19 protein-coding genes are annotated in these 24,381 nt (G+C 67.2%); 11 read left to right on the top strand and 8 right to left on the bottom strand.

The annotated features are described in order from the left end of the window. Positions 1 to 25: 25 nt before the first annotated feature. Together AC3A6G_RS22750 and AC3A6G_RS22745 are read right to left on the bottom strand one after the other, a co-directional pair. Positions 26 to 772: an SDR family NAD(P)-dependent oxidoreductase gene (locus AC3A6G_RS22750; RefSeq protein WP_487865367.1), complete on the bottom strand. Its 747-nt coding sequence runs from the start codon at positions 770 to 772 to the stop codon at positions 26 to 28. Then, positions 769 to 1,503: an SDR family oxidoreductase gene (locus AC3A6G_RS22745; RefSeq protein ID WP_487861795.1), complete on the bottom strand. Its 735-nt coding sequence runs from the start codon at positions 1,501 to 1,503 to the stop codon at positions 769 to 771. The genes AC3A6G_RS22750 and AC3A6G_RS22745 overlap by 4 nt, the downstream gene beginning before the upstream one ends. 141 nt (positions 1,504 to 1,644) lie before the next feature. Between AC3A6G_RS22745 and AC3A6G_RS22740 the strand changes: the two genes are divergently transcribed. The 6 genes from AC3A6G_RS22740 to AC3A6G_RS22715 all read left to right on the top strand — a co-directional run bounded on the left by AC3A6G_RS22740 (position 1,645) and on the right by AC3A6G_RS22715 (position 8,272). Then, on the top strand, positions 1,645 to 2,352 hold the full coding sequence (locus tag AC3A6G_RS22740; protein WP_487865366.1) for a FadR/GntR family transcriptional regulator: 708 nt from the start codon (positions 1,645 to 1,647) through the stop codon (positions 2,350 to 2,352). Between the two features lie 43 nt (positions 2,353 to 2,395). Then, entirely contained in the window at positions 2,396 to 3,391 is a 996-nt protein-coding gene (locus AC3A6G_RS22735; RefSeq protein WP_487865365.1) for a sialic acid TRAP transporter substrate-binding protein SiaP, read from the top strand. A gap of 132 nt (positions 3,392 to 3,523) precedes the next feature. Continuing rightward, entirely contained in the window at positions 3,524 to 4,081 is a 558-nt protein-coding gene (locus tag AC3A6G_RS22730; protein WP_487865364.1) for a TRAP transporter small permease, read from the top strand. A 22-nt stretch (positions 4,082 to 4,103) separates the two neighbouring features. After that, on the top strand, positions 4,104 to 5,498 hold the full coding sequence (locus AC3A6G_RS22725; RefSeq protein ID WP_487865363.1) for a TRAP transporter large permease: 1,395 nt from the start codon (positions 4,104 to 4,106) through the stop codon (positions 5,496 to 5,498). A gap of 36 nt (positions 5,499 to 5,534) precedes the next feature. Next, entirely contained in the window at positions 5,535 to 7,061 is a 1,527-nt protein-coding gene (locus AC3A6G_RS22720) for a UxaA family hydrolase (protein WP_487874626.1), read from the top strand. Between the two features lie 149 nt (positions 7,062 to 7,210). Then, complete coding sequence (locus AC3A6G_RS22715) at positions 7,211 to 8,272, top strand: malate/lactate/ureidoglycolate dehydrogenase (protein WP_487865361.1); 1,062 nt, start codon at positions 7,211 to 7,213, stop codon at positions 8,270 to 8,272. Between the two features lie 125 nt (positions 8,273 to 8,397). On the opposite strand, the gene AC3A6G_RS22710 is transcribed toward AC3A6G_RS22715, so the two are convergent. Beyond that, the gene (locus AC3A6G_RS22710; protein WP_487874625.1) at positions 8,398 to 9,921 is read right to left on the bottom strand and encodes a catalase; all 1,524 of its coding nucleotides are present in this window, start codon (positions 9,919 to 9,921) and stop codon (positions 8,398 to 8,400) included. A 101-nt stretch (positions 9,922 to 10,022) separates the two neighbouring features. After that, positions 10,023 to 10,691, bottom strand: coding sequence for a nucleoid occlusion factor SlmA (slmA, locus tag AC3A6G_RS22705; RefSeq protein ID WP_487874624.1), 669 nt, complete (start codon positions 10,689 to 10,691; stop codon positions 10,023 to 10,025). A gap of 122 nt (positions 10,692 to 10,813) precedes the next feature. Here slmA and galE point away from each other — a divergent pair, with 122 nt between their 5' ends. Next, the gene (gene galE, locus AC3A6G_RS22700) at positions 10,814 to 11,854 is read left to right on the top strand and encodes a UDP-glucose 4-epimerase GalE (RefSeq protein WP_487861804.1); all 1,041 of its coding nucleotides are present in this window, start codon (positions 10,814 to 10,816) and stop codon (positions 11,852 to 11,854) included. Between the two features lie 229 nt (positions 11,855 to 12,083). On the opposite strand, the gene AC3A6G_RS22695 is transcribed toward galE, so the two are convergent. Further along, the gene (locus AC3A6G_RS22695; RefSeq protein WP_487874623.1) at positions 12,084 to 12,944 is read right to left on the bottom strand and encodes a hypothetical protein; all 861 of its coding nucleotides are present in this window, start codon (positions 12,942 to 12,944) and stop codon (positions 12,084 to 12,086) included. Between the two features lie 112 nt (positions 12,945 to 13,056). Here AC3A6G_RS22695 and AC3A6G_RS22690 point away from each other — a divergent pair, with 112 nt between their 5' ends. Both AC3A6G_RS22690 and AC3A6G_RS22685 read left to right on the top strand, forming a co-directional pair. After that, the gene (locus AC3A6G_RS22690) at positions 13,057 to 13,833 is read left to right on the top strand and encodes a glycosyltransferase (protein ID WP_487874651.1); all 777 of its coding nucleotides are present in this window, start codon (positions 13,057 to 13,059) and stop codon (positions 13,831 to 13,833) included. A gap of 67 nt (positions 13,834 to 13,900) precedes the next feature. After that, positions 13,901 to 18,295 (top strand): class I SAM-dependent methyltransferase, encoded by a 4,395-nt coding sequence (locus AC3A6G_RS22685; RefSeq protein WP_487874622.1) that lies wholly within the window; start codon positions 13,901 to 13,903, stop codon positions 18,293 to 18,295. Between the two features lie 27 nt (positions 18,296 to 18,322). Here the strand turns inward: AC3A6G_RS22685 and argB are convergent, their stop codons facing one another. Together argB and AC3A6G_RS22675 are read right to left on the bottom strand one after the other, a co-directional pair. Then, positions 18,323 to 19,216, bottom strand: coding sequence for an acetylglutamate kinase (gene argB / locus AC3A6G_RS22680; RefSeq protein WP_487861807.1), 894 nt, complete (start codon positions 19,214 to 19,216; stop codon positions 18,323 to 18,325). 101 nt (positions 19,217 to 19,317) lie between these two features. Beyond that, complete coding sequence (locus AC3A6G_RS22675; protein WP_487861808.1) at positions 19,318 to 20,415, bottom strand: glycosyltransferase family 4 protein; 1,098 nt, start codon at positions 20,413 to 20,415, stop codon at positions 19,318 to 19,320. Between the two features lie 44 nt (positions 20,416 to 20,459). On the opposite strand from AC3A6G_RS22675, the gene AC3A6G_RS22670 reads away from it, so the two are divergent. Next, positions 20,460 to 21,218 (top strand): glycosyltransferase family 2 protein, encoded by a 759-nt coding sequence (locus AC3A6G_RS22670; protein WP_487874621.1) that lies wholly within the window; start codon positions 20,460 to 20,462, stop codon positions 21,216 to 21,218. 85 nt (positions 21,219 to 21,303) lie between these two features. After that, positions 21,304 to 23,349 (top strand): acyltransferase family protein, encoded by a 2,046-nt coding sequence (locus AC3A6G_RS22665; protein ID WP_487861810.1) that lies wholly within the window; start codon positions 21,304 to 21,306, stop codon positions 23,347 to 23,349. Here AC3A6G_RS22665 and AC3A6G_RS22660 read toward each other — a convergent pair. After that, on the bottom strand, positions 23,346 to 24,344 hold the full coding sequence (locus AC3A6G_RS22660) for a glycosyltransferase family 2 protein (RefSeq protein ID WP_487861896.1): 999 nt from the start codon (positions 24,342 to 24,344) through the stop codon (positions 23,346 to 23,348). The genes AC3A6G_RS22665 and AC3A6G_RS22660 overlap by 4 nt on opposite strands. Between the last annotated feature and the right edge of the window lie 37 nt (positions 24,345 to 24,381).

The following is a 24,381-nucleotide window of genomic DNA, read 5'->3' as shown; positions in this document are numbered from 1 at the left end:
CTTTCTTGGGGAATCGAAAAAATACTCAATAGGTCGAACGGCCGCCGGAAAGGTCGAAGACCGCACCGGTGGCGAACGCGCAATCTTCGGTGCAAAGCCAGCCGACCATCGCGGCCACTTCCTCCACGGTGCCGAAGCGGCCCATGGGAATCTTCGAGAGCATGAACGCGATGTGCTCGGGCGTCATCTGGTCGAAGATGGCGGTCTTGACCGCAGCGGGCGTCACGCAGTTGACGCGGATGCCGGTGTCGGCCAGTTCCTTGCCGAGCGACTTGGTGAGCGCGATCACCGCGGCCTTGCTCGCGCTGTAGGCGCTGGCATTGGGGTTGCCCTCCTTGCCGGCCACCGAAGCGATGTTGACGATGCGGCCGTAGCCCTGTGTGCGCATCTGCGCGACCACTTCGCGGCAGCAGAGGAACACGCCGTTGATGTTGACCTCCATCACCTGGCGCCAGTCGTCCACGGGATAGTCCCACAGCTTGGTGTTGGGGCCGGTGATGCCGGCGCTGTTGACCAGCGCGTCGATGCGCGGCGACTGCGCGAGCGTGTCGGCCAACGCCCGAACCACGGAATCGTGCTGGGCCACGTCGACCTGCACGGCAAAGGCATTGGGGCCCAGCGCAGCGGCAGCCTTGGCGGCGGCGGCTTCGTCGCGGTCCCACAGCGTGACGCTGCCGCCCGAGGCGATGAGCCGCTCGGCGATGCCGTAGCCCAGGCCGGTGGCGCCGCCGGTCACCACCGCATGGCGGCCGTCGAAGTCGAGCCGGTTCATATCGTGATGCCGCCGTCGACGGTGAAGGCCTGGCCGGTGGCGAACACCGACTCGTCGCTCGCGAGGAACACCACCACGGGCGCGATCTCCTCGGCCTGCGCGAGCCGGCCCATCGGCTGGCGCGCGATGAATGCCAGGCGCGCGGCGTCGGGATCGGCATTGGCGTTGATGCGCTCGCCGAGCGAGGGCGTGTCGACCGTGCCGGGGCACACGGCATTGCAGCGGATGCCGCGCGCCACGAAGTCGGCCGCCACGCTCTTGGTGAGGCCGAGCACCGCGGCCTTGGTGGTGCCGTAGACGAAGCGGTTGGGCAGGCCCTTCATGCTCGAGCAGACGCTCGCCATGTTGATGATGCTGCCGCGGCCGGCCGCCAGCATGCCGGGCAGCGCCGCCTGGATGGTCCAGAACTGCGCGCGCACATTGAGGCTGAACGCGAATTCCAGGTCGCGGTCGGTAGCGTCGAGCACGGTGCCGTTGTGCACCACGCCCGCGCAGTTGAACAGCACGTCGAGTGTGGGCACGCGCGCGAAGAAGGCGTCGATCGCCGTCCGGTCGAGCACGTCGAGGCGGGCGGTGCGCACGTTGGCAACGCCCGCATAGCGTTCGAGCAGCTGCTCGTTGACGTCGGTCGCCCAGACTTCCGCGCCTTCGGCCGCCATCGCGAGCACGCTCGCGTGGCCGATGCCCTGCCCGGCGGCCGTGACCAGCGCGGTCTTGCCCTTGAGTCTCATGCATGTCTCCTTGAATGGAAAAAGTGGGGCACCTGCAAGGCGGTGTTCAGGGTTTGGCCCGATGGCGACGGCGCGGTGCGGATCGTATTCTGAATTGGTCTTACCACTTGTCCAATTCAGGACAACCCTTAACCGTCCACCGTGCCGCTCCAGACCGTCGAACCCCAGCGCCTGTACCGCCAGATTGCCGACCAGCTTCGCGCGCTGATCGGGCAGGGCGAGTTTGCCGTGGGCGCTCGGCTACCGGCCGAGCGCGACCTGGCCAAGCAGTTGGGCGTGAGCCGGCCGTCGGTGCGCGAGGCGCTGATCGCGCTCGAGGTCGAGGGCTGGGTCGAGGTGCGCACCGGTTCGGGCGTCTATGTGCTCGACCGCACGCACCGCGCGAGCAAGCCGGTGGCGCCCACCGAATGGGGCCCGCTCGAGCTGATCCGCGCGCGCCGCGTGATCGAGGGCGAGACCGCCGCCATCGCTGCCGTCCAGGGCAAGCGCAAGGATGTCGATGCAATGAGCCGCGCCATCAGGACGATGTGCGAGCTTGCCGATCGCGAGGTGCTGCCGCTCGATGGCGACCGTGCGTTCCACCTGGCCATCGTCGGCGCCAGCGGCAATGCGGTGCTGGTCGAAACGGTGCAGAGCTTCTGGGACTCGCGCAACGGCCCGATCTTCACGCGGCTGGGCGGGTATTTCGAGACGGTGGCCTCGTGGCGCTCGGCGATCGCCGAGCACGAGGCGATCCGCGACGCGATCGCCGCCCGCGACGCCGAGGCCGCGCGCGCCGCGATGCACGCCCACATGGACAACTCCCACCACCGATTCAGCGCGAGCTGGCGCCGCGCGAAAGCCTCCTGACCCGCCAGCATTTCTTTCTCATCCACACAACGGAGACAAACCGATGAACAGCAAACGCCACATCCTCAAAGCCATTGCCGCCTGCGCCCTGGCCGCCACCGCGCTGGGCACGGCCGGCATCGCCGCCGCGCAGACCAAGCTCAAGTGGGCCCACGTGTACGAAACCTCGGAGCCTTTCCACAAGTACTCGGTCTGGGCCGCCGAAGAGATCAAGAAGCGGACCAACGGCAAGTACGACATCCAGGTGTTCCCCGCCTCGAGCCTGGGCAAGGAAGCCGACATCAACCAGGGCCTAACGCTCGGCACGGTCGACATCATCCTGTCGGGCGCGAGCTTCGCGGGCCGCAGCTATCCGCCGCTGGCCGTGTCGTACTTTCCGTTTATCTTCCGCGACGCCGAGCACCAGCTGAAGTACGCCAAGAGCGACGTCTTCAAGGAACTCGCCAAGGGCTACGACGACAAGACAGGCAACCACATCACGGCGCTCAACTACTACGGCGCGCGCCACGTCACCTCGAACGCGGCCCGCCCGGTGGCCAAGCCCGAAGACATGAAGGGCCTGAAGATCCGCGTGCCCGATGCGCCTGCCTACCTGGCCTTCCCCAAGGCACTGGGCGCCAACGCCACGCCGATCGCGTTTGCCGAGGTCTACCTCGCGCTGCAGAACAACACGGTCGACGCGCAGGAGAACCCGCTGCCCACCATCGAGGCCAAGAAGTTCTTCGAGGTGCAGAAGAACATCTCGCTGACGGGCCACATCGTCGACTCGCTCCTGACCATTGTCTCGGGCCAGCTCTGGGGCAAGCTGTCGGCCGACGAGAAAAAGATCTTCACCGACGTGATGCAGGAGGCCGCCGAGAAGACGGGCCGCGAGGTCATCGCCTCGGAAGCGCGCCTGGTGGACGAGTTCAAGAAGAAGGGCCTCAACGTGATCACGGTCGACAAGGCCGCGTTCCGCGAAGCCGTGCTGAAGAACACCAAGCCGACCGACCACGGCTACCGCCAGCAGGACTACGACCGCATCACTGCAATCAAGTAACACCCCCGAAGCGGCTCACTGCGTGTAGCCGCCTCCCCCTCGAGGGGGCGACACCAGCGGCCCGGCAAAGCCGGTTCCGCGGTGTCTCCCGAAAAGACCTCGCTCCGCTCGCCGGGCGCTTAGGAGACTGTGTTGACCGAACAGAAGATCATCGACGACGACGGCCACTTCCATGCGGAAGACGAGGTCGTCGATCTTTCCGACACGATCGCAGAGGGCTGGATCGCCCTGGCGATCTTCTGGGCGCTCGGGCTCACCGTGTTCTACCAGTTCGTCACGCGCTACGTGCTGAACGACTCGGCCGCCTGGACCGAGGAGGTGGCGCGCTACATGCTGATCGGCGTGGTGTTCGTCGGCGCGGCAATCGGGGTGGCGAAGAACAACCAGATCCAGGTCGACTTCTTCTACCGCCACATGCCCGCGGCGATGGGACGCTGGCTCTCGCGCGCGGTCGATGTGCTGCGCACGGCCTTCTTCGCGGCCGCGGTCGTCATGACGGTGCAGATGATGCTGAAGATCGGCAACAACACGCGCATGACCATCGTCGATGCGCCGATGAACATCGTCTACGCGCTGTGCCTGTTCGGATTTGCGGCGATGACCTGGCGCTCGGTCCAGGTGATGCGCCTGCATTGGAAGCGCGGCTACAGCGTGCTCGAACGCCCCGAGTCCACGCTCGCGGACCGGTGAAACCTCCAACAAGAACAAGCGCATGCTGAAAATCTTCTTCCTGATCTTCATGGCGGGCGGCATTCCGGTGGCCGTGGCCATGGCCGGCGCCTCGCTGGCCTACATCCTCGTGAGCGGCAACCTGCCGCCGTTCGTGGTGATTCACCGCATGGTGAGCGGCATCGACAGCTTTCCGCTGCTCGCGGTGCCCTTCTTCATCCTGGCAGGCAACCTGATGAACAACGCGGGCATCACGACCCGCATCTACAACTTCGCGCTCGCGCTCGTGGGCTGGCTCAAAGGTGGCCTGGGCCATGTGAACGTGCTGGGCTCGGTGATCTTCGCGGGCATGAGCGGCACGGCCATCGCCGACGCCGCGGGCCTCGGCACGATCGAGATCAAGGCGATGAAGGAGCACGGCTACTCGACCGAGTTCGCGGTCGGCGTGACCGCGGCGTCGGCCACGCTCGGGCCGATCATTCCGCCGAGCCTGCCGTTCGTGATCTACGGAATGATGGCCAACGTGTCGGTGGGCGCGCTGTTCCTGGCGGGCATCCTTCCGGGCGTGCTGCTGGCCATTCTGATGATGCTGACGGTGGCCTACTTCGCGCACCGCAACGGCTGGGGCGGCGACATCAAGTTCTCGAGCACGCGCTTCTTCAAGGCGATGTGCGAGATGGCCGTGGTGGTCGGCTGGCCGCTCATGCTGTGGCTGCTGGTGGCCAAGCTCGGCACGCCGCCGCAGCTCACGGTGTTTGCGGGCCTGGCGTCGCTGTTCGTGCTCGACCGCATCTTCCGCTTCGAGGCGCTGCTTCCGATCATGACCCCCGTGCTGCTGATCGGCGGTATGAGCACGGGCCTGTTCACGCCCACCGAGGGCGCCATCGCGGCCTGCGTGTGGGCCATGATCCTCGGCTTCGCCTGGTACAAGACGCTGTCGTGGAAGATGTTCGTCAAGGTCTGCCTCGACACCGTCGAGACCACGTCGACCGTGCTGTTCATCGTGGCGGCCGCGTCGATCTTCGGCTGGATGCTCACCGCCACCGGCGTGACCACCGACATCGCGAGCTGGGTGCTGGGCTTCACCAAGGAAGCCTGGGTGTTCCTGCTGCTGGCCAACCTGCTGATGCTGTTCGTGGGCTGCTTCCTCGAGCCCACGGCCGCGATCACCATCCTGGTGCCGATCCTGCTGCCCATCGCCCTCCAGCTGGGCGTCGACCCGATCCACTTCGGCCTGGTGATGGTGCTGAACCTGATGATCGGGCTGCTGCATCCGCCGATGGGCATGGTGCTGTTCGTGCTGGCGCGCGTCGCGGGCCTGAGCTTCGAGCGCACGACGATGGCGATCCTGCCGTGGCTGATCCCGCTGCTGCTGGCACTGGCGGCGATCACCTACATGCCGTCGATGGTTCTCTGGCTGCCGAGAATGTTCTTCTGATCCCCACACCACAACGACATCACAACGAGTTCCACGATGAATCCCTTCATTCGCCTTCATGAGGCCGACGACGTCGTGATCGCGCGCAGCCAGCTGGTCGGCGGCGCCACGGTCGAGGGCCTGGCGGTGCGCGGCCTGATTCCGGCGGGCCACAAGGTAGCGACGCGCGCCATCGGCGCCGGCGAGCCGGTTCGCCGCTACAACCAGATCATCGGCTTCGCGAGCAGGCCCATCGCCCCCGGCGAGCATGTGCACACACACAACCTCGACATGGGCCCCGACAAGGGCGACTTCGAACGCGACTACGCCTTCGGCGCCGACGTGAAGCCCGCGCCCGCGCAGCGCGAGGCGACGTTCATGGGCATCCGGCGTGCGGACGGCCGCGTGGCCACGCGCAACTACATCGGCGTGCTCACGAGCGTGAACTGCTCGGCCACCGCGGCCCGCGCCATCGCCGACCATTTCTCGCGCCGGACCAACCCCGCGGCGCTGGCGGACTACCCGAACGTCGATGGCGTGGTGGCGCTCACGCACGGCACGGGCTGCGGCATGGACACGCAGGGCATGGGCATGCAGATCCTCGAGCGCACGCTCACGGGCTATGCCACGCACCCGAACTTCTCGGGCGTGCTGGTGGTGGGCCTGGGCTGCGAGGCGAACCAGATCAATGCCTGGCTCGCGACCGGCCACCTGGCCGAGGGCGAGAACTTTCGCACTTTCAACATCCAGGACACCGGCGGCACGCGCAAGACGGTCGAGAAGGGCATTGCGCTGATCAACGAGATGCTGCCGCGCGCCAACGCGGTGAAGCGAGAGCCCTGCAGCGCCGCGCACATCACGATCGGTCTGCAGTGCGGCGGCTCCGACGGCTATTCGGGCATCAGCGCCAACCCCGCGCTGGGCGCCGCGGTCGACCTGCTGGTGGCGCATGGCGGTACGGCCATCCTGAGCGAAACGCCCGAGGTCTACGGCGCCGAGCACCTGCTCACGCGCCGCGCGGTGCGGCGCGAAGTGGGGCAAAAGCTCGTCGACCGCATCAAGTGGTGGGAGCACTACACCGAGATCAACCAGGGCGAGATGAACAACAACCCCTCGCCGGGCAACAAGGCAGGCGGCCTCACGACCATTCTCGAGAAGTCGCTCGGCGCCGTGGCCAAGGGCGGCACCAGCAACCTCGAGGCGGTATACGAATACGCGGAGCCGGTCACGGCGCACGGCTTCGTCTACATGGACACGCCCGGCTACGACCCGGTAAGCGCCACCGGCCAGGTGGCGGGCGGCGCGAACGTCATCTGCTTCACCACGGGGCGCGGGTCGGCCTACGGCTGCGCGCCCTCGCCGTCGCTCAAGCTCGCGACCAACTCGGCGCTGTGGCAGCGGCAGGAAGAAGACATGGACATCAACTGCGGCGAGATCGTCGACGGCACGAGCTCGATCCAGGAAATGGGCCAGCGGATCTTCGAACTGGTGCTGGCGACGGCATCCGGTGAACCGTCGAAGAGCGAAAAACACGGCTACGGCCAAAACGAATTCGTCCCATGGCAAGTCGGCGCCGTGATGTAGCCCACCCCCGAAGCGGCGCACTTCGTGTCGCCGCCTCCCCCTCAAGGGGGCAACACCAGCGGCCCGGCAAAGCCGGTTCCGCGGTGTTTCCCGAACAGCCCTCGCTGGCGCGGGGCCTTGAATCAACCCACTGCACATAAGCTGATCTCATGCCTCGAACTCTCCAAGCCTCTTCGCTGCGTGCGGATTGCGCGCGCATCCTCGAAGCCGCCGGCAGCACGCCGGCCGAAGCTCAACAGGTGGCCGCCAACCTGGTGCTCGCCAACCTGAGCGGCCATGACTCGCACGGCGTGGGCATGCTGCCGCGCTATGTCGATGCGGTGGCCGAGGGCGGGCTGGTGCCGAACGCGGCCGTGAAGGTCAATGCGGACATCGGCACCCTGCTCGCGCTCGACGGCCTGCATGGCTACGGCCAGGTGGTCGGCGTGCAGGCCATGGCGCTGGGCATCGAGCGCGCGAAGCAGCACGGCAGCTGCATCTTCACGCTCGCGAATGCGCACCACCTGGGCCGCATCGGGCATTTCGCGGAAATGGCGACGGCCGAAGGGCTGGTCTCGATGCACTTCGTCAACGTGCTCTCGCGGCCCGTGGTGGCGCCCTGGGGTGGCGGCGACGGGCGCTTCGGCACCAACCCATGCTGCATCGGCATTCCGCTCGCGGGCGCTGAGCCGTTCCTGCTCGACTTCGCGACCAGCCGCGTTGCCCAGGGCAAGATGCGCGTCGCCCACAACAAGGGCGAACAGGTGCCCGACGGCTACCTGATCGACGAACGCGGCGCACCGACCAACAACCCGGGCGTGGTGGTGGTGCCGCAGTCCAACGGCCTGTTCGGCGCGCTGATGACCTTCGGCGAGCACAAGGGCTACGGCATGGCGATGGCCTGCGAGCTGCTGGGCGGTGCGCTCAGCGGCGGCGGTACCTGGCACCGGCCGGCCGATGCCGCGCGCACGGTGCTCAACGGCATGCTCACCATCCTGATCGACCCGACCCGGCTCGGCACCCAGCAAAGCTTCGCGCAGGAAGCGACGGCGTTCGTCGACTGGCTGCGCCAGAGCCCGCCCGGGGCCGGTTTCGACCAGGTGCAGATCGCCGGCGAACCCGAACGCGCCGCGCGCGTGGCACGCGAGCGCGACGGCATCTGGCTGGACGATGCGACCTGGGGCGAGATCGTGGCTGCGGGCGCCAAGGTGGGCGTGGCGGTCAGCGATTGATGTCTTGCTCCTTCCCCCGCTGGGGGAAGGTTGGGATAGGGGCACAGCGATGCGCCCTGTGGTGACGCCGCTGCCCCCCACCCCCGCCCTCCCCCAGCGGGGGAGGGAGAAAGGCACCTGCGCGCTCAGCTGTTGCTGCTGTCGTGCGCGGGCTTGCCGACCTGCACGCTGACTTCCTCGCCCTTGATCTTCGCCTGCACCGCACGGATGGCCTTCTCGAGCCGTGCGCCGTAGTCGGCATCCGCCTGTCGGAAGTAGCTCACGGCGCGGTCGATGATGTCCTGCCGCGTCACCGCGCCAAGGCCGCCAGCGATGTTGTTCACGAGTCGCTCCTTGGCGGTTTCGTCCATCAGGCGATAAAGGTCGCCGGCCTGCACGAAGTCGTTGTCGGCGGGGTGCTGCTGCCAGGCGTGGCTGCCGGTCCAGCCATGGATTTCGAGCGGCGCATACACCGGCTCGTTGCTCTGCTTGGGCGCGTCGCTGAAGCTGTTGGGCTCGTAGTTCGGGCCGCGGCCGCCATTGCCGTCGCCGCGCATCGCGCCGTCGCGGCCGTAGTTCTGCGCGGTGGTGGCGCGCGGGCGGTTCACCGGCAACTGCGTGTGGTTGATGCCGAGCCGGTAGCGCTGCGTGTCGCCGTAGCTGAACAGGCGCCCCTGCAGCATCTTGTCGGGCGAGGGGCCGATGCCGGGCACGAAGTTGGCGGGGTTGAACGCGGCCTGCTCGATCTCGGCGAAGTAGTTGTCGGGGTTGCGGTCGAGCGTGAGCACGCCGATGTCGATCTTCGGATAGTCCTTGTGCGGCCAGACCTTGGTCAGGTCGAAGGGATTGAAGCGGTAAGTGCGCGCCTCGGCCACCGGCATGATCTGCACCTGCACGCGCCAGCTCGGGAACTCGCCGCGCTCGATGGAATGCAGCAGGTCGAGGTGGTGGTGGTTCGGGTTCTCGCCACCCACGCGCTGCGCCTCTTCGGCGACGAAGGTCTCGATGCCCTGGTGGGTCTTGAAGTGGTACTTGACCCAGAAGGCCTCGCCCTGCGCATTGACCCACTGGAAGGTGTGCGAGCCGAAGCCGTCCATGTGGCGGTAGCTCTTCGGGATGCCGCGGTCGCCGAACAGCCACGTGAACTGGTGCGTGGCCTCGGGCGAATGCGAGAAGAAGTCCCAGGCGTTGTTGGGCTCCTGTACGTGGCTGTAGGGATCGCGCTTCTGCGAGTGGATGAAGTCGGGGAACTTCAGCGGATCGCGGATGAAGAAGATCGGCGTGTTGTTGCCGACGAGGTCGTAGTTGCCTTCTTCGGTGTAGAACTTGACAGCGAAGCCGCGCGGATCGCGAACCGTGTCGGCCGAGCCGAGCTCGAGCGCGACGGTCGAGAAACGCACCAGCACTTCGGTCTTCTTGCCGACCCCTGCGAGAAACTTGGCCTTGGTCCATTTCGACACATCGGCCGTGACCTCGAAGTGGCCGAAGGCGCCCGAGCCGCGCGCATGCACCACGCGCTCGGGAATGCGCTCGCGGTCGAAGCGCGCGAGCTTCTCGATCAGGTGGTGGTCCTGCATCAGCACCGGGCCCGTGGGGCCGGCGGTCTGCGATTGCTGGTTGTTCTCGACGGGCGCGCCGTTCTCGGTCGTGAGCGTGCGGGGATGGGTCATGTGGGCTTCCTCTCTGGGTTTGTAGCGACCCGATCGATTCTGCCAATGAACATGGCCCCGCTTGTTTACATTCGGCTATCGCCTCGATAGGCCGGGCAGCATCAGACGATCAGCGCGATCGTGGCTTCGAGGTGCTCTGATGGCGAACGGCGGAACCCCGAGCGCGCAAAGCACTGCAGCTGGCCGACGACGAAGGCGGTGAGCGCTGCGGCGCGCACCTGCGCATCGACGCTCGGCGTGGCCGAGCCCTCTGCCGCCGCCGCGCCGCGCAGCACCTGGCGCAGCGTGGCCTCGATCTTGTCGAAGAACTGGTTCATGCGCTGCTGCAGCCGCTCGTTCTCGAACACCAGCGCGTCGCCGACCATGACGCGCGTCATGCCCGGGTTGCGCTCGGCGAACTGCACCACGAGCGTGAGGATGCGCGCGGCCTGCTGCGCGCCCGAAACGCCCTCGCGCTCGAGCACCTGGTTGACCAAGGTGAAGACGCTCTGCTCGATGAAGTCGATCAGGCCTTCGAACATCTGCGCCTTGCTCGCGAAGTGGCGGTAGAGCGCGGCCTCGCTGACATCGAGCCGCGCCGCCAGCGCTGCCGTGGTCACGCGTTCGGCGCCGGGCTGCTCGAGCATGGCCGCGAGCGCCTGCAGGATCTGCACGCGCCGCTCGCCGGGCTTGGGCCGCTTGCGCACCGGCGCGGTGGGGGCGGCGGTCACGGTCGCGGGCGCCTCGGCGGGGGCATCGATGCCCGGGTAGCTTGTCTCTTCGTTTTGCATGGGAGCACGGCAAAGATGTAATCAATTGATTCTCGCACACGGGCGCGCAGTGAGCGCGTGCCAACCGGCTCGGGGAAAGCTCGTAGAGAATCGGCGCCATCCATATTCCGTAAAAGGTTCTCATGGCTTCCACCCACCACGTTCTGGTCACCGGCGGCGCGGGTTTCATCGGCAGCCACACCTGCGTGGCGCTCGCTGCGGCGGGGTACGTGCCGGTGATCCTCGACAACCTGGGCAACAGCGACATCCGCGTGCTCGACCGGCTGCAGCGCATCACGGGCACGCGGCCGGAGCTGATCGAGGGCGACGTGCGCGACCGCGCGCTGCTCGACCGGGTACTGGCCGGGAGGGACTTCTCGGCCGTGATTCACTTTGCCGGGCTCAAGGCGGTGGGCGACTCGGTCGCCGACCCGCTCACCTACTACGACAACAACGTGCACGGCAGCCTCGTGCTCGCCGCGGCGATGCGGCAGGCCGGCGTGCGGACCTTGGTCTTCTCGTCGTCCGCCACCGTTTACGGCGAGCCCGACCAATCGCCGATCCCCGAGGACGCTGCCTGCCGGCCCGCCAATCCCTACGGACGCTCGAAGCGCATGGTGGAAGAGGCGCTGATCGACCTGCACCAGGCGGAGCCCGATTGGCGCATTGCCCTGCTGCGCTACTTCAATCCCGTGGGCGCACACGAGAGCGGCCTGATCGGCGAGCATCCGCAAGGAAAGCCGAACAACCTGATGCCCTTCGTGTGCCAGGTGGCGGTGGGGCGGCGCGACCAGCTGGTGATCCACGGCAACGACTATCCGACGCCCGATGGCACCGGGGTGCGCGACTATGTGCATGTGATGGACCTCGCCGAAGGCCATGTCGCGGCGCTGCGGCACGCCGAACGCGGTGCCGGCCTGGTCACGCTGAACCTCGGCACCGGCCGCGGTGCCTCGGTGCTGGAGGTGGTGCACGCCTTCGAGCGCGCGAGCGGTCGCGCACTGGCCCACGAGATCGGGCCGCGCCGGCCTGGCGACGTGCCCGCCTACTGGGGCGATCCATCGCTTGCAGCGGCCACGCTGGGCTGGCGTGCGCAGCGCGGGCTCGACCAGATGTGCGCCGACAGTTGGCGCTGGCAGCAGGGCAATCCGAACGGGTACGACTCGCCGTCCGCGCCCGGCTGAGCGTCCGGCCGCACGGGGGCCGGCGAACTCCCCCGTTCAAGTAACGAATGGAACCGCTGCGCAACGACTGTTGCATGGCTTGTTACGCTTCCGCCTCCTCCGCGTCGCTATCCTGCATTAAGGGGGTGCGCACGCCGGGGCCCCTGTCTTGCCATCTCTTGCAGCGTTAGGGGGAATCTTGCCGATCGATCAAGCGCGATACGCCCATTGGGCCGCGGCGTGCCGGTTCTCACCGTTCACCGACGCCGCCTACCGCGCATGGACTGATGCAGAGGCATCCCGCCACGAGACCGAACAGCCAGCGCTGCGCGCAGACCTGGAAAGGCTTGCGTACGGGGACGGCATGACCTTCGCCATCGCCGACAGTGGCAGCGACGAGGCGCTGCGCGAGACGATGGCTTCGCTTGCCGCGCAGGCCTGTCGCCGGTTCGACGTGGTGGTCGCGTGCGCGGCGTCGCGCAGCGCCGCAGTCGCCCGCGCGCTGTCGTTCGTTCGCGATGCGGTCCCTGTCCGCATCGTCGCTGCGAGCGAGCCGCCAAGCGCTCTGGCGTTGCAGCAGCGCGCACTCGCGGATGCGGTCCAGACCTGGTTCGGGGTGATCGCCGCCGGCGACCGGCTCGCCCCGCACGCGGTGTCGTCGCTGCAGCTCACGCTCGCGAAATGGCCCGATGCCGCCGTCGTCTATGCGGACGAGGACTGGAGCGGCCATGACGGAGCGCGATGCAAGCCGCGCTTCAAGTCGGCCTGGGATCCCGAGGCCCAGCTCGGTTTCGATCTGCTGGACGGGCTGTGCGTGATGAAGCGCGCCCACATCCTCGAGGCCGGTGGGTTTCGCGCCGAATTCGAACCGGCCGCCCGCTACGACCTCCATTGCCGTGTGGCCCTCCCGCTGCACTGCAGCCAGGTCCGCCACATTCCGTCGGTGCTGTATCACCGGCGCGTGCCGCCGGTGGCCGATGCGGCCGAAGCCCATCGCGCCGTCGAGGCCTATGCCGCCGCGGCCCGGCAGGTGGCGGCGCAGGCAGCGTTCGCGCAGGCCGGCGTGGCGGTCGAGGTGCTGCCCTCGCCGATCGCGCAATTCGTCAACCATGTGCGCCGCCCCTTGCCGGAGCCCGCCCCGCGCGTGAGCGTCCTGGTCCCGACACGCGACCGCGCCTCTCTGGTGAGAGCCTGCATGGACGGCCTGTTGGGCAAGACCGACTATCCCGATTTTCGAAGTCATCATCCTGGACAACGACAGCGTCGAGCCGGCGACCTTTGCGCTCTTCGCCGAGCTCCGCGCCGACCCGCGTGTGCGCGTGCTTCGCGTGCCCGGCCCGTTCAATTTCTCGTCGATCAACAACGCGGGCGTGCAAGACGCGACGGGCGAGGTGCTGCTCTTCCTGAACAACGACATCGAGATCCTGGATGGCGGATGGCTCAGGGAGATGGTCGGCGAGGTCATGCGCCCGGACATCGGCTGCGTGGGCGCGAAGCTCCTCTATGGCGACGGCACGGTGCAGCACGCCGGCGTCATCCTGCAGCGCGGCCCGCTGGCGATGCACGTCTGCCGTACCGACGGCGCCACCGAGACCGGCATGGAAGGGCGGCTCGCGGGCACGCGCAACTACCTGGCGGTCACCGGGGCCTGCCTGGCGGTGCGTCGAACGGTGTTCGAGCAGGTGGGCGGATTCGACAGCGAGCACCTGCCGGTCGCCTACAACGACATCGACCTGTGCCTGAAGGTGAGCGACGCGGGCTACCGCAACATCTGCACGCCGTTTGCCTCGCTGCTGCACCTGGAAAGCGCCTCGCGCGGGCATGACCACGTGTCCGAGGAAAGGCAGCGCCGGGCGCGATCCGAGCAGGCGCACGCCGGCACCAAATGGATCGATCGCTTCGAGCACGACCCGTATCACAACCCGAACGTCCAGCTCGACTGGCTCACGGGTGCGCACCTCGCCACCAGTGTCGGCCAGCCGTGGCAGCTCGCGCGCTGACGTAGCGGCGCGCAGCGGCTTCATCGATTGATTCTCTCGCGGAGGTCCGGATGCGTCCGGCAGAAAAATGAAAGAACCCACCCTCATCCTTCCCACGGTCGACAAGTCGCTCGACGTGCTGACCCATCCGGTGCTCGACCCGCTCTTCTGGACACCCCACCTGCTCGGCAAGGCGAGCGCCTGGTGGACCCACACGCCGTTCGCGTTCTGGATCGTGGCCGCATGCAAGCCGGGCCTGCTGGTGGAACTGGGCACGCACAACGGGGTGTCGTATGCGGCATTCTGCGAGGCCGTGGCTCGCATCAAGTCGGCCACGCGCTGCTACGCCGTGGACACCTGGGCCGGCGACGCACATGCCGGGCACTTCGATGCGCAGGTCTACCACGAGCTTCGCGACTTTCACGACAAGCATTTCAGCGCCTTCTCCGAGCTGCTCAAGTCCACCTTCGATGATGCGCTGCCGTACTTCGCCGATGGCTCCGTCGACCTGCTGCACATCGACGGCTTCCATACCTACGAGGCGGTCAGGCACGACTTCGAGACCTGGCTTCCCAAGCTGTCGGACAAGGCCGTCGTGCTGTTCCACGACACCAATGTGCGCAGCGGCAATTTCGGCGTCTTCCGCTTCTTTGCCGAACAGGCGCGGCACTATCCCTCCTTCGAGTTCCTGCACGGCCACGGGCTCGGCGTGCTCGCGGTCGGCGATCGCGCACCGGCCGCGGCCATGGCGCTGTGCAACCTCGACCGCGAACGCGCGGACGCTGCCCGAACCCGCTTCTCGCACCTCGGGACGCGCTGGTTCGTCGCCACCCGCGAGCAGCTCGGTTCGGCCGAACTGCATCAGCGCCTGCATGAGGCCAATGCCCAGCGCGCGCCGATCGAAGCGGAGTTGGCCCAGGTGGCGGCTGCCCGTCTCGCCGAGGCCGAAGCCCGCGCCAGCGCCGAAGGCCGGCTGGACGCCCTGTCCCAGGAAGTCGCAGACAAGGCCGCGCGGCTGGAGGCCCTGAACAGGCAGGCCAGCGACGCGGAGGCGAAGGCCGCCCAGGCGGAAGCCGCCGCCCGCGCGACGGGCTTCGCGCACGAGCAGGCGAACCGGCGCGTGGCCGAGTTGCGGAACCTCGTGGCGCAATTGGCGAGCGAGCTGAAGGAAAGCAGCGAAGCAAAGAGCCTGCAGCAGCGCACCGCCCTGGCCTGGAAGCACCTCGCCGACCTGAAGGAAGACCGGATCGAATCGCTGACGAGGCATTTCGCCCGCCTGCGGGGCGACCCCGCACTGAGCGTGAAGGCCAAGATGCGCAGGCGCCTGCGGTTGCTGGCCCGCCGACTTTCGGGCCGACCCGTCGATCTCGGCGCGGTGGAAATCATCCGGTTCTCGCCCTACTTCGACCGGGACTGGTACCTGCAGACCTACCCCGATGTCGCATCGGCCGGCACCGACCCCGCGGAGCACTACGCGACCCACGGCGCGGCCGAAGGGCGCAACCCCGGCCCGTGGTTCTCGGGCACTGAATACGCGGCCCGTTACCCGGACGCCGCAGGTTTCAATCCGCTGCTCCACTACACGCTGGTCGGTGCAAAGGAGGGGCGGCGTGCCGGTCTGCTCGGCGTCGAAGAAGCCGAGCCGGCGCGTGCGCCGCTGCCCAGCCGGGTGTTCTCGATCTTCTATGTGTCGGGTGAGGCGGACACGCCCGGGCACCTGTACCGCGTCGCGCGGCATGTCGATGCGGCACGCATGAACGGGGTCCCGGCCGAGTGGGTCCGGCAGGATGAGCTCGCGTCGCGGCTCGAGCTGACCTCGCGGCACGACGTGATGATCCTCTGGCGCACCCCGTGGAGCCCCGCCCTCGAGAAAGCCGTCGAGCTGATGCACGCCCAAGGCAAGAAGGTGGTGTTCGACATCGACGACCTGATGATCGAACCGGACCTGGCCGACACCAAGGTAATCGACGGCATCCGGTCGAACGCCCATCCGGAAGCCGCGGTGCGCGAGCTTTTTGCAAGCGTGCGCCGGGCCATGCTCGCGGCCGACGTGTGCACGGCGAGCACCCAGGAATTGGCTTACCACATGCGCTGGGCCGGCAAGACCACCCATGTGCTGGCCAACGGTTTCGATGACCAGACCCTGGCGCTGTCCCGGCGCAGCGCACGGCAGTGGCGCAGCGCACGGATCGACGATCTGGTGCGGATCGGCTATGCCGGCGGATCGCGAACGCACCAGCGCGACCTGGGGCTGGCCATCGAGGCCATTGCACGCGTGCTGCGGGAGAACGAACGGTGCCGCCTGGTGCTCTTCCAGACCGCTTCGGGCATGCGCCTGGTCGACGTGGAGGAATACCCCGCGATGGTGGGCCTCGAGCACCGCATCGAATGGCGACCTTTCCAGACGCTGGAAACGCTGCCGTGCGAGATCGCGCGCTTCGACATCAACATCGCGCCGCTGGAGTTCGGCAACCCGTTCTGCGAAGCCAAGAGCGAACTGAAATTCTTCGAGGCGGCGCTGGTCGATGTTCCGACCATCGCATCGCCGACCGGGCCCTTCAGGCGAGCGATCGAACACGGCGCGACGGGCTTCCTGGCTGCCACCGCCGACGATTGGTACCACTGCCTCTCGACCCTGGTTTCAGACGAAGCGCTGCGCGCCAAGGTGAGCTCGGCGGCCTTCCTGCGGGCCATGGCCTCGTACGGACCGCTGCAGCGCGCCGCACAGTTCGGCCGCGTGCTCGACCAGCTGCAGGGCGATGCGCTGGCCGCGCGGGCCTTCGCGCTCGATGCGCACCTTCGCTCCACGCCAGTTCGCCGGCCCGTGCTGATGCCGCTCGACGTGGTGTTCGAGCACAGGGCCGACGAGATCGAGACTTCCGAGGTCTCAGTCGTCATTCCGCTCTACAACTACGCGCAGTTCATCGTCGAGGCGCTGGAGTCCGTCCGGGCCCAGACGCTGGCCGTGCTGGACCTGGTGGTGGTGGACGACTGTTCGACCGACGATTCGCTGCAAATCGCGCTGGCATGGGTCCGGCAGCACGCTGCGCGCTTCAACCGCGTGGTGGTCGCCCGGCATGCATCGAACAGCGGCCTGGGGCTGACGCGCAATGCGGCCTTTCAACTGGCGGACAGCCCCTACGTGCTGCCGCTGGACGCCGACAACCGGCTGCGGCCCAAATGCTGCGAGGAACTGCGCCGCGCCATCCGCGCCGAGCGGGTCGCGTTCGTCTATCCGACGATCCAGCATTTCGGCGCCTCCAGCGCGTTGCTCGGTGACGCCAGCTACGAACCGCAGCGCTTCGTGGCCGGCAACTATGTCGATGCGATGGCGCTCGTCTCGAAGGAAGCCTGGGCGATCGTCGGTGGCTACAACCACGTTCGCCATGGGTGGGAGGACTACGACTTCTGGTGCCGGCTCGCAGAGCAGGGCCAGCGTGGGTTCTGGGAGCCGCAGACGCTCGCGGACTACCGCGTGCATGCGGGCTCGATGCTCCGGGCCGAGACGACGGTCCCGCAGAACTACCAGCGGCTGATCGAGAACTTCAAGGCCGAGCATCCCTGGGTGTCGCTGATCGACGAGCGGCTTGCGCGCAAACCACCGGCGCTGCAGGTGGCGCTGAGCGACGACGCCGCGAAGACGCGGCTTCAAACGCTGTTGCCGATCCTTCGCTGTCCCAAGACGGGGCTCAAGCTGGCCCTCGACGCCGGACAAGGCGCACTGGTGACCGTGGACGGCTGGAGGACCTGGCCCATCGTCGAGGGGCGTCCGGTTCTGTGCGAAGAGATCGGCGAGCCCGAGGTGAAGCCTGCGGACCATGTCAGCAACGCGTTGCCAAGCGAGGCCTTGGCGCTGGCAAAAAACACCCGGGGCTGGGTCCTGAACCTGAGCGGCGGAGGTTCGCAGAACAAGCTCGGCAACGTGGTCGAGGTCGAATACAGCCTGTTCAGGCACACGGACGTGGTGGCAGACGCCCATGCGCTGCCGTTCGACGACGAGGTCTTCGACGCTGCCATCGTCATGAACGCCTTCGAGCACTACCGCGAGCCGCAGAAGGTGGCCGCGGAACTCCTGCGCGTGTTGAAGCCGGGCGGCCAAGTGCTGGTTCGCACCGCGTTCATGCAGCCGCTGCACGAAAGACCGTGGCACTTCTTCAACTGCACCCGCTATGGACTGGCGCAGTGGTTCCAGGCGTTCGAGGCCGAACGGATCAAGGTGTCGGAGAATTTCTGCCCCAACCATTCGATCAGCTGGCTGGCCTCGGAATGCGAGCAGGCGCTGCGCGCCAACCTGTCCGACGAAGCCGCCGAGCGCTTCCGCAGCGCCCCCGCGGGCGAGCTGGTGGACCTGTGGCGCGACCCGTCGCGGCGCGAGACGCCGCTCTGGACCGACTTCGAGAAGCTTCCGCAGTCGGCCCAGGAGGTGGGCGCCGCAGGCTTCGAGTTCTTGGGCCGCAAGCCCGCCGCTGCTGCCGGGGCCTGAACGGCCGGCAGCGGGCGCGCACGCGGATCAGCGTGCGCGGATCATCGTGCCGTAGGCTTGGTCGGTCAGGATCTCGAGCAGCATCGCGTGCGGCACGCGACCGTCGATGATGTGCACCGCGTTCACGCCGCTCTTGGCGGCATCGAGCGCGCCTTCGATCTTGGGCAGCATGCCGCCCGAGATGGTGCCGTCGGCAAACAGCTCGTCGATCTCGCGCGCGCTCAGGTTGGTGAGCAGCTTGCCATTCTTGTCGAGCACGCCGGGCGTGTTGGTCAGCAGCATGAGCTTCTCGGCCTTGAGCACGATGGCGAGCTTGCCGGCGACGACGTCGGCGTTGATGTTGTAGCTCTCGTTCTCCTCGCCGAAACCGATCGGGCTCACGACCGGAATGAAAGCATCGTCCTGCAGCGCCTTGACCACGCTGGGGTCGATCGCGACGATGTCGCCGACCTGGCCCACGTCATGCTGCAGGTTGGGATCGGTGCGGTCGGCCATCTTGAGCTTCTGCGCGCGGATCATGCCGCCGTCGCGCCCGGTGAGGCCCACGGCCTTGCCGCCGGCCTGGTTGATCAGGCCCACGATGTCCTGCTGCACCTCGCCGGCCAGCACCCACTCGACCACTTCCATGGTCTCGGCATCGGTCACGCGCATGCCCTGGATGAAGCTGCCCTTCTTGCCCAGGCGGTTGAGCGCCGCCTCGATCTGCGGCCCACCGCCATGCACCACCACCGGGTTCATGCCCACCAGCTTCAGCAGCACCACGTCCTCGGCGAAATCGGCCTGCAGCGCGGGGTCGGTCATGGCGTTGCCGCCGTACTTGATGACGATGGTCTTGCCGTGGAACTTGCGGATGTACGGCAGCGCCTGCGCCAGGATCTCCGCCTTGTCGCGCGGGGGGATGTTGAGGACGGGATCGGTCATGGGCGGGCAGGCTCCAAAACGGGGGTCGATGAAGAAGAGGAAGACGAAGAGGTTTCAAATTCTCGCGCAAACCGGCGCGCCGCTGGCCGCGGCCGCTTCGCTCACGGCCTGAGCCAGCGCGGCACCTTGAATCGCACGATCATGAGGTACGCACCCACGTAGGTGGTGACGAACAGCAGGCAGAACGCCATCAGCACGACCGTGTTGTTCCAGAACAGCACCGCCGGCACCACCGAGAGCGCGGCGAACATCCACAGGTACGGTGAGGTGCGGTTGTTGCGGGCGAGCAGCTGCCGGGCCTCGTCGTCGGCGAAGGCCACGCGCACGATGCGGCGGAAGATCAGCTGGTGGAAATGCAGCGCATCGGCGGTGCCGGGCGACTGGCCGCGCGCGAGCTTGCGGTAGATCGAGAACAGCGTCTCCCACACCGGATAGATGAGCAGCAACATCGGGAACCATGGCGAGACGACGGGGTGGCGCTGCACCAGCGTCACGCAGGCCACGGCGATCACCATGCCCCAGACGTAGGCGCCGCCGTCGCCGGCGAATATCTTGCCGCGCGGATAGTTCCAGATCAGGAAGCCGAAGGTCGCGCCGACGAGGCAGATCACCATGGCCGCGAGCTGCCTGTCCCCCACCTGCAGCGCCACGTGCGAGATGGCCAGGCACACCAGCACCGCCACCGTGCCTGCGAGCCCGTTGTAGCCGTCGATGATGTTGAAGGCATGCGGCAGCCCGCCGATGGCCAGCGCCGCGAACAGCACCGCACCGTACGGCACCAGCGCGAGCCCCTGGTCGACGGCCTCGATGCCGGTGCGCGCCAGGCCCAGACCCAGCACCCAGCAGGCCAGCAGCGCGGACCCGATGGTGAGCGCGAGCCGGTAGCGCACCTTCACGTTCTGCGTGACGTCCTCGACGATGCCGCCGATGACCGCGGGCAGGATGCACAGCAGCGTCAGCATCGAGACCTTGACGGGCCAGGCGACGTTGAACGGATCGGTTCCGGTGATGCCTGCGGCCAGCCATGCCACGCCCATGCCGAACAGGATGCCCGCGCCACCGAGCCGCGGGACATGGCCCTTGTGGAAGCGCTGGGGCATGTCGGCGCCATACAGCCGCGCATGCCGGCGCGCGCGGCGCATGAACAGCTGGACCGCGATGGCGGAGACGAAGAAACTGATGACGATCAGGGCAATCATGGGGGTGTGGAGGGAACCCTAGAATTCCCGAGCGAAATTAGACCATGCCAGCGCCCTCCTCCCCCTCCCCCCCGATCACCATTTCGATCGTCAGCCACGGCCAGCTCGCGCTGGTGCGTCCGCTGCTCGACCAGCTCGACCGCTTCAGCCAGGGCTCGATTGCCAAGGTGGTGCTCACGCTCAACATCCCCGAGCCCGACCTGCTCGCGGGGCTGGACTGGGGATTTCCGCTCGAGCGCATCGAGAATGCGCAACGGCTGGGCTTCGGCGCCAACCACAACCAGGCCTTCGAACGCTGCCGAACGCCCTGGTTCCTGGTGCTCAACCCCGACATCCGCTTCGACGCCGATGTGCTCGCGCCGCTGCTCGCGCAGGCCGCGCCCGACGCCGGCCTCCTGACGCCGCGCATCCTCGAGCCCGGCAACGACACCCCGGAGCAGCACCGCGCGATCATCACACCGCGCGAGATCCTCACGCGGCGCCGCCCGGGCTACGTGCGACCGGCGGTGCCGGCGTGGATTCCGGGCCTGTTCATGCTGTTCCGCAGCGACGCCTACCGGCAGATCGGCGGTTTCGACGAGCGCTTCTTCATGTACGGGGAAGATTTCGACATCTGCGCACGCACCCAGCTGGCCGGCTGGCGGTTGCAGGTCGGGGAAGACCTGCTCGCGCGCCACGAAGCGCAGCGCGCGAGCCGCCGCAGCAGGAAGCACCTCTACTGGCACGTGACCAGCCTGCTCAAGGTCTGGACCTCGGCGGCGTTCTGGCGCTACCTGCTGCGCACCCGGCCGCGCCAGGGCTGACAAAAAAACACATCTCGCGTTTGCGAAGACAATCCGGGGCAGGAAAGCCCCGATCCGTGGCGCTTCTCCCTCCCACCGACCGACGATGACGACCACGAGCAGCCCGACTTTCCCGCAGGCGCAACCGCACCTGCTGCATCCCAAATACCGGCCCGACATCGACGGCCTGCGCGCCGTAGCAGTGCTCTCGGTGCTCGGCTACCACGCGTTCCCGCAGTGGATCAAGGGCGGCTTCATCGGCGTCGACATCTTCTTCGTCATCTCGGGCTTCCTGATCACGACGATCATCCTGGGCAGCTTCGAGGGCGAGGGCTTCAGCTACCGCGAGTTCTATGCCCGGCGCGTGAAGCGCATCTTCCCGGCGCTGGTGCTGGTGCTGGCGGCCAGCTTCGCCTTCGGCTGGTATTCGCTGCTGCCGCACGAGTGGGAGCAGCTCGGCAAGCACGTGGCCGCGGGCGCGGGCTTCGTGTCGAACTTCGCGTTCTGGAGCGAGGCCGGCTACTTCGACAACGCGGCCGAGACCAAGCCGCTCTTGCACCTGTGGTCGCTCGCGATCGAGGAGCAGTTCTACATCTTCTGGCCTGTGCTGCTGGGCCTGGCCTGGAAGCGCAAATGGCGCGTGCTCTGGGTCGTGGGCGCGGTGGCGGCGGCGTCGTTCCTGCTGAACGTCACGACCATCCACAGCCACCGCACGGCCGCGTTCTATTCGCCGCTGTCGCGCTTCTGGGAACTGATGATCGGCGGCATGCTCGCCTACATGCGCCTGCACCGGCCACCGCCGAAACCGGGCTGGGGCCGGCATGCTCAGTCGATCGCCGGCGTGGTGCTGATCGTGCTGGGGCTCGTCTACATCCGCGGCGGCAAGGCGTTTCCAGGCTTCTGGGCGATCCTGCCGACGCTGGGCGCCTTCTATTGCATCGCGGCCGGGCCGACGGGCGTGCTCAACCGCTACGTGCTCGCCTCCAGGCCGATGGTGTGGATCGGCCTCATCAGCTATCCGCTCTACCTGTGGCATTGGCCACTCTTGGCCTACGCGCGCATTCTCGAAGGCAAGCTGCCGTCCGACGGCATCCGCGCGCTCATGCTGGTGGCGTCCTTCGTGCTGGCCTGGCTGACCTACCGCTTCGTCGAGCGCCACACCCGCAAGACCGAGAACCCGGTGGTGACCGCCGCCCTGGTCGCCGCAATGGCGGGCTTCGTGGTGCTCGGCCTGCTTGCCACCACGCGCTACTACGTCGGACGGCACAGTGACCCCTACTTCAACAAGACCGCGGCGGCGGCGAAGGACTGGGCCTATCCGGACGGCCTCAGCCCGATCAAGGTCGACGGCGAGGTGCTGCAGCAGATCGGCAGCGGCAAGCGCCGCGTGCTGCTGTTCGGCGACAGCCACATCGAGCAATACGGGCCGCGCGCGGTGGCGCTCAGCAAGATGGCGCCGGAGACGCTGGATTCGCTGTCGTTCATGACATGGGGTGCATGCCCGCCGATCCCGAACGTCATCGACGAGCAGAACAAGCTCTGCGCCGAGCGTCGCGACGGCGGCATGCGCCTGGCCATCAGCGACAGGTTCGACGCGGTCGTCTTCGGCGGCTGCTGGAACTGCTATTTCTCGGAAACCGGAAAGCCGAATGCGGCGAACGCCGAGGCCGACCGCTACTACTACTTCGACGGCACGACCAAGCGCCGCTTCATGGGCGGCGGCGGCGCGGACTTTGCGCTCAACATGCTCGAGGCGGTGATGACGAACCTGGCCAAGCACAAGCAGGTGTACCTGGTGCTGGACAACCCTGTCGGCGAAGGCTTCGGTCCCGAGGAGTTCATCCAGGGCGGCCGGCTCGGCAGCATGCGCGTGGGACGCATGACGCCCACTGCGCCATGGGTCTCGGCCCAGAAAGCGCTGCACGAACGAATGCGCCAGATGGCGCTGCGCGCCGGCGCGACCGTGATCGACCCTATCCCGACGCTTTGCCAGAAGGACTGGTGTACGCGGGCGGATGCCGATGCGACGCCGATCTACAAGGACGCGGGCCATCTGCGGGCCGAGTATGTGCGCCGGTTTGCGACCTACATCGATCCGGCGATAACGACGCCCCCCAAGCCGAGCCCCGCGGCAACGGCCCCGGCCCGCTAGGCGTACAGGCGCCGCAGGCTGCGAATGACCGGCAGGCGCGTGACGGCGCCGACAAGGCGCACTGCGGCGGGCGGGCAGTGCGCAAGCAGGAACAGCGTGAGCCGCAGCCGCAGCTTCTTCTTGCGCCCGACGTAGGGATTGGCCAGCACCATCGCGCCGTACTCGTTGAGGATCGCGCTCATTTCCTCTCGGTACTGGTCGTCGTTCTTGATCGATTCGATCGCATGGTTGACGAAGTACGGCTGGAATCTCGGGATCAGGAAGTCGCGGAAGTAGTAGCGGCCGCGCTGGTGCTCGTCGGGAAACATCGCGACAAGCTTCTTGAAGTACTTGAAGCGGCTGCGGATCATCCGGATGCCGAAGGACGTGCTCGCGGTATGGATGCACCACACGGTGACCGCCTTGTCGACGAAATAGTTGCTGTAGCCGGCGCGGAAGATGCGAAGAAACAGATCGTCGTCCTCGAACCCCATGAACTGCGGGTCGAACCCCTCCACCGCCTCGAAGGCCTTGCGACTCACCAGCGTAGCCGATGGAAGCACGAACATGTCATGGCGCAGCAAGTCATTGATGTTGCGCTTCGGATGCGTCGCGTGCTCCTTGACCACGCCCGTGCGGATCACGTTCCCGTCGGCATCGGCCTCGTAAAGGTCGGCATAGACGAAGCCAAACAGCCGGTCGCCAGGCGGGATCGACGACGCCAGTGTCTCGATGTGGTTGGGCAGGTAGAAATCGTCTTGATCAAGGAAGCAGATGTAGTCGGAAGTCGAGGCTTGGACTCCCGCGTTCCGGGCCGAGCCCTGGCCACCGTTTTCCTTGTCGATGATGCGGAACGGGTAGCGCAACGCGAGCCCGTCCAGCACCGCGCGTTCCTCCGGCCGGGACCCGTCGTTGACGACGATGACTTCGTTCGCAGGGACCGATTGCTCGAAGACGCTTCGGACCGAGCGTTCGATGAAGTCGGCGCCGTTGTAGAACGGGATGACCACCACCACAGTGGGCAAAGTGGCCTGGCCGCTAGCGGTTGGAGTG

The sequence above is a fragment of the Variovorax sp. Soil_C_26 genome (assembly GCF_057657075.1).
The sequence above is the reverse complement of the archived record's forward strand: the minus strand, read 5'-3'. Positions and strand labels throughout refer to the sequence as shown.

Bases quoted from the DNA above. Each gene is read 5' to 3' on its own strand.
- AC3A6G_RS22720 (WP_487874626.1), top strand. From the start codon at position 5,535: ATGAATCCCTTCATTCGCCTTCATGAGGCCGACGACGTCGTGATCGCG.
- AC3A6G_RS22670 (WP_487874621.1), top strand. From the start codon at position 20,460: ATGCCAGCGCCCTCCTCCCCCTCCCCCCCGATCACCATTTCGATCGTC.
- AC3A6G_RS22685 (WP_487874622.1), top strand. From the start codon at position 13,901: ATGAAAGAACCCACCCTCATCCTTCCCACGGTCGACAAGTCGCTCGAC.
- AC3A6G_RS22735 (WP_487865365.1), top strand. From the start codon at position 2,396: ATGAACAGCAAACGCCACATCCTCAAAGCCATTGCCGCCTGCGCCCTG.
- AC3A6G_RS22750 (WP_487865367.1), bottom strand. From the start codon at position 772: ATGAACCGGCTCGACTTCGACGGCCGCCATGCGGTGGTGACCGGCGGC.
- argB (WP_487861807.1), bottom strand. From the start codon at position 19,216: ATGACCGATCCCGTCCTCAACATCCCCCCGCGCGACAAGGCGGAGATC.
- AC3A6G_RS22675 (WP_487861808.1), bottom strand. From the start codon at position 20,415: ATGATTGCCCTGATCGTCATCAGTTTCTTCGTCTCCGCCATCGCGGTC.
- AC3A6G_RS22695 (WP_487874623.1), bottom strand. From the start codon at position 12,944: ATGGTTGACGAATTGCGCGATCGGCGAGGGCAGCACCTCGACCGCCAC.
- AC3A6G_RS22745 (WP_487861795.1), bottom strand. From the start codon at position 1,503: ATGAGACTCAAGGGCAAGACCGCGCTGGTCACGGCCGCCGGGCAGGGC.
- slmA (WP_487874624.1), bottom strand. From the start codon at position 10,691: ATGCAAAACGAAGAGACAAGCTACCCGGGCATCGATGCCCCCGCCGAG.
- AC3A6G_RS22725 (WP_487865363.1), top strand. From the start codon at position 4,104: ATGCTGAAAATCTTCTTCCTGATCTTCATGGCGGGCGGCATTCCGGTG.
- AC3A6G_RS22715 (WP_487865361.1), top strand. From the start codon at position 7,211: ATGCCTCGAACTCTCCAAGCCTCTTCGCTGCGTGCGGATTGCGCGCGC.
- AC3A6G_RS22710 (WP_487874625.1), bottom strand. From the start codon at position 9,921: ATGACCCATCCCCGCACGCTCACGACCGAGAACGGCGCGCCCGTCGAG.
- AC3A6G_RS22665 (WP_487861810.1), top strand. From the start codon at position 21,304: ATGACGACCACGAGCAGCCCGACTTTCCCGCAGGCGCAACCGCACCTG.
- galE (WP_487861804.1), top strand. From the start codon at position 10,814: ATGGCTTCCACCCACCACGTTCTGGTCACCGGCGGCGCGGGTTTCATC.